General features: G+C 69.2%; 11 protein-coding genes and 1 riboswitch. Of the genes, 5 read left to right on the forward strand and 6 right to left on the reverse strand.

Going from position 1 to position 12,479, the window contains the following annotated elements; genetic code table 11:
• Positions 1-90: 90 nt before the first annotated feature.
• From glnA to BW733_RS02555, 3 genes are all read left to right on the forward strand, one after another.
• The gene (gene glnA / locus BW733_RS02545; protein ID WP_077347628.1) at positions 91-1,512 is read left to right on the forward strand and encodes a type I glutamate--ammonia ligase; all 1,422 of its coding nucleotides are present in this window, start codon (positions 91-93) and stop codon (positions 1,510-1,512) included.
• Between the two features lie 123 nt (positions 1,513-1,635).
• Positions 1,636-3,789: an MMPL family transporter gene (locus BW733_RS02550; RefSeq protein ID WP_077347631.1), complete on the forward strand. Its 2,154-nt coding sequence runs from the start codon at positions 1,636-1,638 to the stop codon at positions 3,787-3,789.
• Positions 3,790-3,847: 58 nt separating this feature from the next.
• A complete protein-coding gene (locus tag BW733_RS02555) occupies positions 3,848-4,819 on the forward strand; it encodes an MDR family oxidoreductase (protein WP_152024533.1) in 972 nt (323 codons plus the stop codon).
• Here the strand turns inward: BW733_RS02555 and BW733_RS18135 are convergent, their stop codons facing one another.
• Genes BW733_RS18135 through BW733_RS02560 form a run of 3 tightly spaced genes read right to left on the reverse strand, consistent with a single transcriptional unit; the run spans position 4,820 to position 5,381 of the window.
• Positions 4,820-4,969 carry a hypothetical protein gene (locus tag BW733_RS18135; RefSeq protein WP_161490108.1) on the reverse strand — a complete coding sequence of 50 codons (150 nt, stop codon included), beginning with the start codon at positions 4,967-4,969 and terminating at the stop codon, positions 4,820-4,822.
• Positions 4,966-5,109: a hypothetical protein gene (locus BW733_RS18140; RefSeq protein ID WP_161490109.1), complete on the reverse strand. Its 144-nt coding sequence runs from the start codon at positions 5,107-5,109 to the stop codon at positions 4,966-4,968. Before BW733_RS18140 ends, BW733_RS18135 begins: the two co-directional genes overlap by 4 nt.
• Positions 5,106-5,381 carry a hypothetical protein gene (locus BW733_RS02560; RefSeq protein ID WP_077347633.1) on the reverse strand — a complete coding sequence of 92 codons (276 nt, stop codon included), beginning with the start codon at positions 5,379-5,381 and terminating at the stop codon, positions 5,106-5,108. Before BW733_RS02560 ends, BW733_RS18140 begins: the two co-directional genes overlap by 4 nt.
• A 129-nt stretch (positions 5,382-5,510) precedes the next feature.
• Here BW733_RS02560 and BW733_RS02565 point away from each other — a divergent pair, with 129 nt between their 5' ends.
• Both BW733_RS02565 and BW733_RS02570 read left to right on the forward strand, forming a co-directional pair.
• On the forward strand, positions 5,511-5,936 hold the full coding sequence (locus tag BW733_RS02565) for a Fur family transcriptional regulator (RefSeq protein ID WP_077347635.1): 426 nt from the start codon (positions 5,511-5,513) through the stop codon (positions 5,934-5,936).
• A gap of 5 nt (positions 5,937-5,941) precedes the next feature.
• Positions 5,942-7,423: a catalase gene (locus BW733_RS02570; protein WP_269466371.1), complete on the forward strand. Its 1,482-nt coding sequence runs from the start codon at positions 5,942-5,944 to the stop codon at positions 7,421-7,423.
• Between the two features lie 53 nt (positions 7,424-7,476).
• Here the strand turns inward: BW733_RS02570 and BW733_RS18540 are convergent, their stop codons facing one another.
• The 3 genes from BW733_RS18540 to BW733_RS02585 all read right to left on the reverse strand — a co-directional run bounded on the left by BW733_RS18540 (position 7,477) and on the right by BW733_RS02585 (position 12,461).
• Positions 7,477-8,463 carry an ABC transporter substrate-binding protein gene (locus tag BW733_RS18540; RefSeq protein WP_077347637.1) on the reverse strand — a complete coding sequence of 329 codons (987 nt, stop codon included), beginning with the start codon at positions 8,461-8,463 and terminating at the stop codon, positions 7,477-7,479.
• Positions 8,460-9,284, reverse strand: coding sequence for an ABC transporter permease (locus tag BW733_RS02580; protein ID WP_077347639.1), 825 nt, complete (start codon positions 9,282-9,284; stop codon positions 8,460-8,462). Before BW733_RS02580 ends, BW733_RS18540 begins: the two co-directional genes overlap by 4 nt.
• Before the next feature lie 88 nt (positions 9,285-9,372).
• Positions 9,373-9,503, reverse strand: a riboswitch (FMN riboswitch).
• A gap of 48 nt (positions 9,504-9,551) precedes the next feature.
• Entirely contained in the window at positions 9,552-12,461 is a 2,910-nt protein-coding gene (locus tag BW733_RS02585; protein ID WP_077347641.1) for a bifunctional [glutamine synthetase] adenylyltransferase/[glutamine synthetase]-adenylyl-L-tyrosine phosphorylase, read from the reverse strand.
• Positions 12,462-12,479: the final 18 nt, after the last annotated feature.

The following is a 12,479-nucleotide window of genomic DNA, read 5'->3' on the forward strand; positions in this document are numbered from 1 at the left end:
TAACGTGGCTGAAACGAACGCGCAACTGCGGGGCAATGCCGCCCAGATAGCGTGTCCGCAGAGTTCAACCACTATGGAGGGTCACCCGCAATGTTCCAAGGCGCAGACGATCTCTTGGCCTACATCAAGGAAGAGGGCATCGAGACCATCGACGTCCGCTTCTGCGACCTGCCGGGCGTAATGCAACACTTCACCGTTCCTGCCTCGGCCTTCGGCCAGGAGGTCTTCGAGGACGGCCTGAACTTCGACGGTTCGTCGATCACGGGCTTCCAGAAGATCCACGAGTCGGACATGTCCCTCTTCCCCGACCCGACCACCGCGTACGTGGACGCGTTCCGCAAGTCGAAGACGCTCAACGTCAACTTCTTCGTGCACGACCCGCTGACCAAGGAGCCGTACTCGCGCGACCCGCGCAACATCGCACGCAAGGCGATGGCGTACCTCTCCTCCACCGGCATCGGCGACACCGCCTACTTCGCGCCTGAGGCCGAGTTCTACGTGTTCGACGACATCCGCTTCGACACCTCCGCGAACAGCTCGTACTACCACATCGACTCCGAGGCGGGTGCCTGGAACACCGGCCGCGTCGAGGACGGCGGCAACCGGGGCTACAAGGTCAAGTACAAGGGCGGTTACTTCCCGGTCGCCCCCGTCGACCACTTCGGTGACCTGCGCGACGACATCGTGCGCCACATGGAGCAGGCGGGCCTCGAGGTCGAGCGCGCCCACCACGAGGTCGGCACCGCCGGTCAGGCCGAGATCAACTGGCGCTTCGACGAGCTGCTCAAGGCCGCCGACGACGTGATGAAGTTCAAGTACCTGGTGAAGAACACCGCCTGGGAGGCGGGCAAGACCGCCACCTTCATGCCGAAGCCGATCTTCGGAGACAACGGCTCCGGCATGCACTGCCACCAGTCGATCTGGGAGAACGGGCAGCCCCTGTTCTACGACGAGAACGGCTACGCGGGGCTCAGCGACATGGCCCGCTGGTACATCGGCGGCCTGCTCAAGCACGCCCCCGCACTGCTCGCCTTCACCAACCCCTCGGTGAACTCGTACCACCGCCTGGTGCCCGGCTTCGAGGCCCCGGTCAACCTGGTCTACTCGCAGCGCAACCGTTCGGCCTGCATCCGGATCCCGATCACCGGCTCGAACCCGAAGGCCAAGCGCATCGAGTTCCGCTGCCCCGACCCGTCGTCGAACCCGTACCTGGCCTTCTCCGCCATGCTGCTTGCCGGCCTGGACGGCATCCAGAACCGGATCGAGCCGATGGCCCCGATCGACAAGGACCTCTACGAGCTGCCCCCGGACGAGCACGCCGAGGTTCCCACCGTCCCCGGCAACCTCGCAGCGGTCCTCGACGCCCTCGAGGCCGACCACGAGTTCCTGCTCGCCGGTGACGTGTTCACCCCCGACCTGATCGAGACGTGGATCGAGCTCAAGCGTGCCGAGATCCAGGCGATCGCCATGCGCCCGCACCCCTACGAGTTCGAGCTCTACTACGCGATCTGACCGACCGGTCCGAGCCGACCCCGGCGCCCCGTCTGCGGGCGCCGGGGTCGGCCCCTTATCACGCGTGATTTACGACACATCCCCGTCTACTTGAACGATCACACATGCCATAGACTGCAGCGCATGGCTAAATCCAGGGCGGCACGCATCCTGATCCCCGTCGCGCTGATCCTGGTCTGGCTGGTCGGAGCCGGAATCGGTGGGCCCTACTTCGGCAGGGTGAGCGAGGTCGCGCAGAACGACCGGTCGGCCTTCCTGCCCTCGAGCGCCGAGGCCACCATCGTCGGGGAGCGCTACCTGGACTTCGTCGGTGACGATCAGGTGCCAGCCATCGCCATCTTCGCCAGCGAGGAGAAGCTCACCGAGCAGCAACTGGGCGAGCTCGGCGCCCTCGCCGAGGCCTCGGGTGACCTGGAGGGCGTCGTCTCGGCCTCCCCCATCATCCCGTCCCAGGACGGGCTCGCGGCGCAGACCTTCATCGGCATCGACCCGGCGTCGGAGCTGGCCGACACCGTCGAGGCTATCCGCGCCGACATCTCCGCCGACCTTCCCGATGGGATCACCTTCCACGTCACCGGCCCGGCCGGCTTCTCCGCCGACCTGGTCGAGGCCTTCGGCGGCATCGACGGCCTCCTCCTGATCGTTGCCCTCGGCCTCGTGCTCGTCATCCTGCTGGTGGTCTACCGCGCGGTGATCCTTCCGTTCGCGGTGCTGATGACCTCCATGTTCGCCCTGTGCGTCGCGCTGCTGGTCAACTGGTGGCTGGCCAAGTTCGAGATCCTGACGCTGACCGGTCAGACGCAGGGCATCCTCTTCATCCTCGTGATCGGTGCCGCCACCGACTACTCCCTGCTCTACACGGCGCGCTACGCCGAGGAGCTCAAGCGCAACGAGTCGAAGGGCGCGGCCACGAAGGCGGCCATCAAGGGCGTCATCGAGCCGATCCTCGCCTCGGGCGGAACCGTCATCGCAGGCCTGCTCTGCCTGCTGCTGAGCGACCTCGGCTCGAACCGCTCGCTCGGCCCCGTCGCCGCCATCGGCATCGTCTTCGCGATGCTCTCGGCGCTCACGCTGCTGCCGAGCCTGCTCTACCTGCTCGGCCGCACCGCCTACTGGCCTCGGCGCCCCCTCTTCGAGCCTGGGCGCTCCGAGGATGAGCAGGTCCAGTCGGGGATCTACGCGAAGACCGGCGCCTTCGTCGCCCGCCGCCCCCGGACGGTGTGGATCGTGTGCACCATCCTGCTCGCGGCCGGCGCGGCATTCGCGCCTACTCTCAAGGCCGACGGCGTCGACACCAGCGAGTTCGTGCGCGGCCCCTCCGACGCGCGCGACGGCCAGGCGGTGCTCGGCGAGCACTTCCCCGGCGGCTCCGGTGCCCCCGCCTACGTGCTGACCCCCGAGGCCGAACTGAAGAACGTGGCAGACAAGCTGCTCGCCAACGACGGCGTCGCCTCCGTCAGCGTCGTGGCCGCCGACTCCCCCTCGGGTTCCGCGGCCGTGACCGCCGAGGGCATCCAGCCGCTCGGGCCCCCCGGAACCCCGGCCCCGGAGCCGACGGTCAGCGAGGGCGAGGTCATGCTGCTCGCCACGCTGACCGACGCCCCCGACAGCGACGCCGCGATCGACACCGTGCTCGACCTGCGTGGGGAACTCTCCGGCACCGCGGAGATCGGCGGCACGACGGCCACCGACCTGGACACCCGCACCGCCTCCGAGCACGACCGCAACCTGATCATCCCGCTCGTGCTCGTGGTGATCCTGGTCATCCTGATCTTCCTGCTGCGCTCGATCCTCGCCCCGGTGCTGCTGATCGCGACCACCGCGCTCAGCTTCGGCACCGCCATGGGCACCGCTGCGCTGGTGTTCAACCACGTGTTCGACTTCCCCGGCGCCGACCCCTCCGTCCCGCTGTACGGCTTCGTGTTCCTGGTGGCGCTTGGCATCGACTACAACATCTTCCTGATGACCCGCGTGCGGGAGGAGGCGCTCGAGCACGGCACCCGCGAGGGCGTACTGCGGGGTCTCGCCGTCACCGGTGGCGTGATCACCTCGGCGGGCCTCGTGCTGGCGGCGACCTTCGCGGCGCTCGCCGTCATCCCGATCCTGTTCCTGCTGCAGCTGGCCTTCATCGTCGCCTTCGGCGTGCTGCTCGACACCTTCATCGTGCGCACGCTGCTGGTGCCCGCCCTCGTCTACGACATCGGCCCGGCAGTGTGGTGGCCGTCGAAGCTGAGCAAGGTCACGGGCGAGAAGCCGCGCCACGCGGCCACGGACTGACCACCCGGGGCCCCGCCCCCGGGTGGGGCCACCCGCGCCGGGGCGTAAGCTGATCCACATGATCCAAGGCATTGTGGTGCGAGAGTCCGGCGTCGAGCTGGAGCAGTTTGACGAGTCCTTCCTGGGCGAGGGCGACGTCGTGGTCGACGTCGCCTACTCCGACCTGAACTACAAGGACGCGCTCGCCGTCACCGGTCGACCCGGTGTCGTGCGCACCACCCCGCTGATCGCAGGCATCGACCTCGTCGGCACCGTCGCCGAGTCCGACGACCCACGCTGGAGCGTGGGTGACTGGATCGTGCTGAACGGCGCAGGCCTCTCAGAGACCCGCAACGGCGGCTACTCGACGAGGGCTCGGATCGACGGCAAGCTGGCCGTCGCGCTGCCCGACGGCCTGTCCCCTGAGGCTGTCGCCTCGCTCGGCACTGCCGGCTACACCGCCGCCCTTTCGGTGATGCGGATCGTGATGGAGGGCGTCAACCCCGGCGATGGGCCCGTGCTCGTCACCGGTGCGACGGGTGGCGTCGGCTCCATCGCCACCATGCTGCTCGCCGCCGCAGGCTTCGAGGTCGCGGCGTCGACCGGACGCCTCGAGCGCTTCGGTGACTACCTGACCTCGCTCGGCGCCTCCCAGCTGGTCCCGCGGGCGGAGCTCGAGGGCGCAGGCAAGCCGCTGCAGAAGGCGCAGTACGCCGCTGTCGTCGACTCCGTGGGTGGAGAGGTGCTCGCCAACGCCATCGCGCGAACGCTCCCCAACGGCACCGTGACAGCCTGCGGGCTCGCGGGCTCGCACAAGCTCCCCTCCAGCGTGATGCCCTTCATCCTGCGCGGCGTCACCCTCGCCGGGATCGACTCGGTGTGGGCGCCGCTCGAGGACAGGGCCGACGCCTGGCGTCTGCTGGCCAAGGGTGTCGACACTACCCAGCTCGAGCTCATGACGTCGCGGATCGCGCTCGACGAGGTGATCGCCGCCGGTCAGCAACTGCTCGACGGTGAGCGCCACGGCCGCACCCTCGTCACGCTCTCCTGATCAGTCGGTGACGTTGCGGTAGCGGTAGGCCCCGCTGGTGTAGGCGTGGCTGCCCCACGTTCTCGTGCGCTCAACTGCGCGCGGCGGGGGCTCCTCGATCGTGTAGAACTGCGTCTTCGAGTCGTCGACCCACCCGGCGAAGATCATCACGTGCCCGGCGGCCCCTGCTGTGCCGCCCCCGCCCCGCCGCCGGGGCTCATCGAGGCGGAGAATCCACGGACCCCGCCCGCGGCATCGTCGAATGCGCCCGCGGCCTTTGCCCACGAAGCGGCGTCGAAGCTGATCGTCACTGCTGCTCCTCCATCTCGCGCACGAGGGATCTCAACTGGTCTCCGGTCAGGGCGGGCATGGTCGGCTGTGGTGCCTGCCGCAGAGCCGCCGCCTGCGCATCGAGCGCCGCGTTGGCCGCCTCGGTGAGCGCCTCCTGGAGGTCGTAATGCTGGGCCAGCGCCCTCCAGACGGGGCTGATCGTCACCTCTGTGACGGTGGCGCCCGTGAGTTCGACCTGAATGGCCGCGTTCGCCGACGAGCCGACCACCGGCGCGTTGCTGATGTGTTCCATGCCGACTCCCTCCGGACGCAACACTATGGCTGGCCCAGTTCATCACCACGCCCCGACAAGCACCCTCATCGCTAACTGGAGTAGTTCGTTTACTGGAAAAATACCAGATAACCGGCTAGGGTGGCGGGCATGGAGAAGGACTGGAACCACGACCTGCGAGACGCCGGTCTGCGCGTCACCGCCGGCCGGGTCGCCGTCCTGAGCGAGCTCGACGCCCACCCGCACAGCGGCGTCACCGAGCTCGCGGAGGCCGTCCGGTCGCGCATCGGCAGCACCTCGCTGCAGGCCGTCTACGACACGCTCTCCGCGCTGCACCGCTCCGGCCTGATCCGACGGGTCGAGCCGGCAGGCCAGCCGCCGCGCTACGAGATCCAGCACGGAGACAACCACCACCACCTGATGTGCCGTTCGTGCGCAGCGATGTTCGACGTCGCCTGCTCGGTCGGCCACTCCCCCTGTTTGTCCCCCAGTGACGCCCGGGGCTTCGTCGTCGACGAGGCCGAGGTCATCTACTGGGGGCTGTGTGCACAGTGCAACGAATCCCACGAGAGGTAGATCACATGAGCAACCGCGAAACCATGGGCGAACAGCAGCCCATCGGCGTCTCGACCCGACTGAACGGCGCGCCGGCCGAGTCCGATGCGCATTCGCTGACTGTCGGCAATGACGGCCCGATCGTGCTGCACGACGTCCACCTGGTCGAGCAGCTCGCCCACTTCAACCGCGAGCGGGTGCCGGAGCGCACCCCGCACGCGAAGGGCTCCGGCGCCTTCGGAACCTTCACCGTCACCAACGACGTGACCGCCTACACCAAGGCCGCCCCGTTCCAGCCGGGCGCTGAGACGAAGATGGTCGCGCGCTTCTCCACCGTCGCGGGTGAGCAGGGCTCCCCCGACACGTGGCGCGACGTGCGCGGCTTCTCGACGCGCTTCTACTCCACCGAGGGCAACCTGGACATCGTCGGCAACAACACCCCCGTGTTCTTCCTGCGCGACCCCATGAAGTTCCCCCACTTCATCCGCTCGCAGAAGCGACTCCCGTCCTCCGGCCTGCGCGACAACAACATGCAGTGGGACTTCTGGACCGCCTCGCCCGAGTCGGCCCACCAGGTGACCTACCTCATGGGTGACCGCGGCCTTCCGAAGTCCTGGCGACACATGCACGGCTTCTCCTCGCACACCTACATGTGGATCAACGCGGCGGGCGAGAAGCACTGGGTGAAGTACCACTTCCGCACGAACCAAGGCGAGGAGAACCTGACCGCGGCCGAGGCCGAGAAGATCGCAGGGGCCGACGCCGACTACCACCGTCGCGACCTGCATGAGGCCATCGAGCGCGGGGAGTTCCCGTCCTGGACCCTCCACGTCCAGGTGATGGCCTATGCGGACGCCGAGGACTACCGGTTCAACCCGTTCGACCTGACCAAGACCTGGTCGCAGAAGGACTACCCGCTGATCGAGGTGGGCGTCATGGAGCTGAACAAGAACCCGGACAACTTCTACGCACAGATCGAGCAGGCTGCCTTCTCGCCGTCGAACATCATCCCCGGAACCGGCATCTCTCCCGACAAGATGCTGATGGCCCGAGTCTTCGCCTACCCGGACGCGCACCGGGCGAGGATCGGCTCGAACTTCCACCAGCTGCCCGTTAACCAGCCGGTGACGAAGGAGTTCAACAACTACGCCGAGCAGGGGCACATGCAGTACCACCACACCGGTGACGCCCCCGTGTACGCCCCGAACAGCTACGGCCGGATGTTCTCCGAGGCCCAGGGCGTGGCCGAGGACGGCTGGGAGTCCGACGGCGCCCTCGTGCGCTCGGCCGCGACCCTGCACGCCGAGGACGACGACTTCGGCCAGGCGGGAACGCTGGTGCGGGAGGTCTTCGACGACGAGCAGCGCGACCGCTTCGTCGAGACGGTCTCCGGCCAGCTCCTCGGCGGACTGACCCCCGAGGTGCTGGAGCGCGCCTTCCAGTACTGGAAGAACGTCGACGAGACGATCGGCCAGCGCATCGAGGACGCGGTCCGCGCGGCGGGCTGACCCCGAAGCAGAAGAGGCGGTGGTCCCCCCGGGGGCCGCCGCCTCTTCGCGTCTCACAGGGAGATGTAGGGCGCCTCAGGCGGGGCCTCGATGATGCCCGCCTCGGTCAGGAACTCACCCATCCGCGCGAAGGCCGCCTCGTCGACGGAGACGTCGACCTTCCCGTCGCGCAGCCACATCTGCGTCGTGGCCTCGAGCACCTTGGCGGCCGCCTCGCGCTGCGTGGCGTCGGAGAGGGCGGGCACCTGCTTCGCCGTCGCCTCAAGCGCCGCCTGCGGGTCGTCGATCACCGCCTGCTGTGCCTCGGCCATCGCGTCGGCCATCCGCTTGAGGCTCGCATCCTCGAGTGCGCCGCCCCTGGTGATCAGGCTGGGCCCGACAAGGCTCGGCTCGCTCTCGCTGGTCACCGGAAGCGCGAGCGGCGTGCCACCCCTCAGCTGCAGCTGCACGAGCTCGTTGTTGATGAACCCGACGATGAAGTCGACCTTCCCGGCCTCGAGGGCACTGAGCGCCGTGTAGCCGATGTCCTGCAGTGTGACCTGCTGCTCCGTCAGCCCGGAGCGGTGGATGGCGCACAGCGCCGCGTAGTAGCTGGAGCCAAAGTGGCCGGGGATGCCGAGCGTGCGTCCTTCGAGGACGGTGAGCGGCTCGGGGGGAAGGGTGAGGGTGCCGTCGAGGCCGATCACGTTGAGCGGGTAGGTCTGGTACGACGTGGCGAAGGTGCGCAGGTCGTTGCCTCCTGCAGCCGCGACCATCGCCTCGTCTGCGGAGGCGAACACGACCTGTTCGCCGCCGCGAAGCAGGGCGCCGAACACGTCCTCCTGTTCTCCGTGGTGGCGTAGCGTCACGTCGAGGCCGTTGTCGGCGAAGATGCCGCGGTCGACGCCGAGGTAGAAGGCGCTGAACTGGACGTTGGGGATGTAGGTGAGGCCGACGGTGACCTTCCCGCCCTGCTCTCCGCCGCTCGTGCCGCAGGCGGCGAGGCCCACCGCGGCGCCGGCCGCCAGCCCGCCGAGCAGGAAACCGCGTCGGTCGATCATGAGGATTCTCCTTGGAGTCGGTTGACGGCGGCACGCTCCAGCAGCGTGACGAGGCCGTGCAGGATGAGGGCTGAGATGGAGACCCAGGCGACGACGGCGAAGACGCCCGCCGTGTCGGCCGCATCCCGGGAAAGGGTGAGCAGGGTGCCCATTCCGGTGCCGCCCATGACGAGTTCACCCACGACGGCGCCCGTCATGGCGAGCACGACCCCTCCGCGCACCCCTGCGAGGATCGCGGGAGCGGCCATGGGTGCCTCGATGTGGACGAGCCGCTGCCAGCCGCTCGCCCCGTCGAGCATCGCATTCTCGACCACGCGCATGTCGAGCGAGCGGAGTCCCACGACGGTGGTGGTGACGATCGGGAAGAACGCGACGATGGCGCACAGGACGGCGATGGGGACGGTCCCGTAGCCGATCCACAGCACGAGCAGCGGGGCGATCGCGACGAGTGGGACGGTCTGGGACAGCGCGACGAACGGCTCGACCACCGCGGCGAGCACCCGTGAATGGGCGATGCACACACCGAGCGGGAGTGCCACGAGCACCGCGATGACGGCGCCGAGCACGGCCGCGGTGAGGGTGGGTGCGAGGTAGCGCCAGGCGACCCCGGTGGCCGCCTGGTCAAGCATGCGGCCGAGCACCTCGCCAGGGCCGGGAAGCAGGTACGGGCCGATCAGGCCGGCGGCCGTCACCGCCCACCAGATGCCGACGATCAGCGACGCGGCGGCCAGCGCAGGCATCCAGCGGCCCTTCAGGGGTCGGGTGCGCGCCGTGTAGGCGGACCACAGCCCCAGGTGGGAGAGGCGCTGACGCCGGTTCATGGAACCCCGTTTCCATCCATGGCTCCGGGGCGGTCGCGACAACACCGCCGTCCAAGATGCGTGCGCACGCGCACGCCACGGCAGTGGCGCCGTGTTCCTCCCATCCAGACTCTCACTGTCGGTCTCGGAATTTCACCGAGTCAACCCTTCGGCCATGAGGCCTGGGGGGTCGCGGACTGTCACCGCCGGTTCGGACTTACACCGACCCCGGAACACGTTTGGCCACAGATTAGCACGCACCGACAGCCCGGCTCCCGCCGCGCCAGGTCAGGTCCAGAACAGCTCCTCGGTGACCTCGTGCGCCCTGCGCAGCAGGCGGCGGGTCTCGTCGTCGAGCCGTGAGGCCTGCCCCGTCGGATAGCCGAGGACGTCGGCGATCGCCGCGAGCTCGCGAGCGTCGGCAGGCATCGAGTCGCTCGCCCTCCCCCGTACAAGCATCATGGCGTCGCGCAGCTCGCTCGCTCGCCGCCAGGCCCCGGCCAGCCGACTCGCCTGCTGGGCGGTGACCAGGTCGAGCTCGGCGAGCGCGTCGAGCGCCGCCATGGTTGAAGGGGTGCGCAGCTCGACGTGTGCGTGCGCATGCTGGAGTTGGAGCAGCTGGACGGTCCATTCGACGTCGGAGAGGCCGCCGGGGCCGAGCTTGAGGTGCCTGTCCCGGGCAACCCCGCGCGGGATGCGTTCCTTCTCCATCCTGGCCTTCAGCTTGCGGATCTCGACCACCTGCTGCTGCGTCAGCCCACCGTCGCGATAGCGGAACCGGTCGGTGCTCTCCAGCACCCGGCCGGCCAGCTCCCGGTTACCCGCGCCCGGCCGGGCACGGAGCAGCATCTGCGCCTCCCAGGTGGAGGCCCACTTGTCGTAGTAGGCGATGTAGGAACCGACTGTGCGCACCTGCGGTCCGCCCTTTCCCTCCGGGCGCAGGTCGCTGTCGATCACCAGCGCGGGGTCGGGTCCAGGCTTGCCGACGATCTCCGCGGCGCGCCGCACGAGCGAGGTCGCCTTCGTGATCTCCTCCGGCTCGACGCCGTCCGGCACGACGAACATGCAGTCGGCGTCCGAGGAGTAGCTCATCTCGTAGCCTCCCCATCTTCCGAGCGCGATCACGCCGACATCGCAGGCGTCGATCTCGCGGCGGGCGAGGAACAGCCCCGCGTCGATGGTGGCCGAGGCCAGGTCGCTCAGCGCGGTGCCGACCGCAGTGAGGTCGGCGAGGCCGAGCACGTCTGCGAGCGCGATGCGGCAGAGCTCGGAGCGGCGAAGGGCACGGACCGAGGCGATCGCCTTGTCCAGGTCGTCGTGGCGCGAGGCGGCCCGCTGCATGGAGGTGGCGAGTTCCTGGGCCGAGCGGGGGCGCAACTCCTCGTTGCTGCCGAGCATCCGGATCATGTCCGGTGCGCGACTCAGCAGGTCGACCACGTAGCGGCTCGACGAGGCGATGCGGGCGAGCCGGTGCGCCATGTAGCCGTCGTCGCGCAGCGCCCGCAGGTACCAGGAGGCGGTGCCGAGCGCCTCGGAGAGCTGGCGGAAGGCGAGCAGCCCGAAGTCGGGGTTCGGACCTTCCGCGAACCAGCCGAGCATCGCGGGGAGCAGCTGGCGTTGGATCTCTGCTGCCCGGTCGGTGCTCCTGGTGAGGGCCTGGATGTGGCCCAGTGCCGCCTGCGGATCCTTGAACCCGAGGGCCCGCATCCGCGTCTTCGCCGCGTCGGCGGTGAGCTTGAGCCCATCGGTCGAGACGGCGCTGACCGCCTCGAGCAGCGGGGAGAAGAAGATGCGCTGCTGCAGGGCACGCACCTTGCGGGTCGAGTCGCGCCACTGCTTCATCAGGTCGTCGGCCTGGGTGCCCATCGAGCGGGCGATCTGGCTCAGCGCCGCGTCCTCGTCCGGGAGCACGTGGGTGCGGCGCAGCCTGCGCAGTTGCACGCGGTGCTCGAGGACGCGCTGGAAGCGGTAGGCATCTGCCATCTGGGCGCCGTCGCTGCGGCCGATGTAGCCGCTGTCGACCAGTTCCCTCAGCCCTTCGAAGGTGCCGCGCACCCGGATCCGGTCGTCCGCCCTGCCGTGCACGAGCTGGAGGAGCTGGACGGAGAACTCTGTGTCGCGCAGGCCGCCCTTGCCGAGTTTGATCTCGCGGTCGGCCTGCTTGCTCGGGATCAGCGAGATCACCCTCTCGCGCATCGCCCGCGCCTCGGACAGGAACTCCTGGCGCTCCCCTGCCTTCCAGACCATCGGCCACACGAGCTCGACGAAGGCCTCCCCCAGTTGCCGGTCGCCCGCCGCCGGGCGCGCCTTGAGCATGGCCTGGAACTCCCAGTTCTTCGCCCACTTCTCGTAGTAGACGCGGGCGCTGTCGAGGGTGCGCACGAGCGGGCCCGCCTTCCCCTCGGGGCGCAGCGCGGCGTCCACCTGGAAGATGGTGCCCTCGGCGGTGTGCGCCGAGCAGATCCTGGCCTGGGCCGCGGCCAGGCGTGCTGCGACCTGCATGGCGCGTTCGGTGTCGGCGCCGTCGACGGGTTCGGCGATGTAGACAACGTCGACGTCGGAGATGTAGTTGAGCTCCCGCGCCCCCGTCTTGCCCATGGCGAGCACGGCGATGCGGACGAGCTCGGAGTCGGCGACCTCGGCCCGGGCGTAGGCGAGCGAGATCTCGAGCACGGCGTCTGCGACCGCAGCGAGTTCGGCCGCGATGTCGTCGACGATGGTCGCCGGGTCGGAGGCACCCAGGTCGCGCGCTGCGATCTCGGTCAGCGCGATCCGGTTGGCGAGGCGCAGCGCATCCGCCCCGTCGGAGGGGACGCCGTCGACGAGGCCGACCCGGTCGGCGAAGAAGTTCAACCACCCCTCGGGGCCGCGGGCCCGCGGCTCCTCGCGGAGTGCGACGACCTCTGCCGGGTGCCGGACGAGGGTCTGGGCGAGCACGGAGGAGCCGCCGAGCACGAGCAGCAGGCGCCGCAGCCACGCCTCGTCGGCGATCACCTCGTCGAAGACCGGGTCGGCGGAGATGCGTTCGAGGCTGTCGAGCGCCTGGTCGCGGTCGGCGACCCCAGCGAAGAGGGCGAGATCGACCGGCGGCTCCTCACCGATCCTGCTCTGCCAGCGTTCCCAGACGCGCGCGGCGGACGTGGCCGACTCGAAGCCTCTGCGGGCGAACTCGGCGGTCGGGGACGTGTACCTGCTCACCCGGCCACAGTATCGCTC

It is taken from the genome of Tessaracoccus flavescens, assembly GCF_001998865.1.
In the GTDB taxonomy this organism is placed as follows: Bacteria; Actinomycetota; Actinomycetes; order Propionibacteriales; family Propionibacteriaceae; genus Arachnia; species Arachnia flavescens.

Bases quoted from the DNA above. Each gene is read 5' to 3' on its own strand.
- glnA (WP_077347628.1), top strand. From the start codon at position 91: ATGTTCCAAGGCGCAGACGATCTCTTGGCCTACATCAAGGAAGAGGGC.
- BW733_RS02570 (WP_269466371.1), top strand. From the start codon at position 5,942: ATGAGCAACCGCGAAACCATGGGCGAACAGCAGCCCATCGGCGTCTCG.
- BW733_RS02555 (WP_152024533.1), top strand. From the start codon at position 3,848: ATGATCCAAGGCATTGTGGTGCGAGAGTCCGGCGTCGAGCTGGAGCAG.
- BW733_RS18540 (WP_077347637.1), bottom strand. From the start codon at position 8,463: ATGATCGACCGACGCGGTTTCCTGCTCGGCGGGCTGGCGGCCGGCGCC.
- BW733_RS02580 (WP_077347639.1), bottom strand. From the start codon at position 9,284: ATGAACCGGCGTCAGCGCCTCTCCCACCTGGGGCTGTGGTCCGCCTAC.
- BW733_RS02560 (WP_077347633.1), bottom strand. From the start codon at position 5,381: ATGGAACACATCAGCAACGCGCCGGTGGTCGGCTCGTCGGCGAACGCG.
- BW733_RS02550 (WP_077347631.1), top strand. From the start codon at position 1,636: ATGGCTAAATCCAGGGCGGCACGCATCCTGATCCCCGTCGCGCTGATC.
- BW733_RS02565 (WP_077347635.1), top strand. From the start codon at position 5,511: ATGGAGAAGGACTGGAACCACGACCTGCGAGACGCCGGTCTGCGCGTC.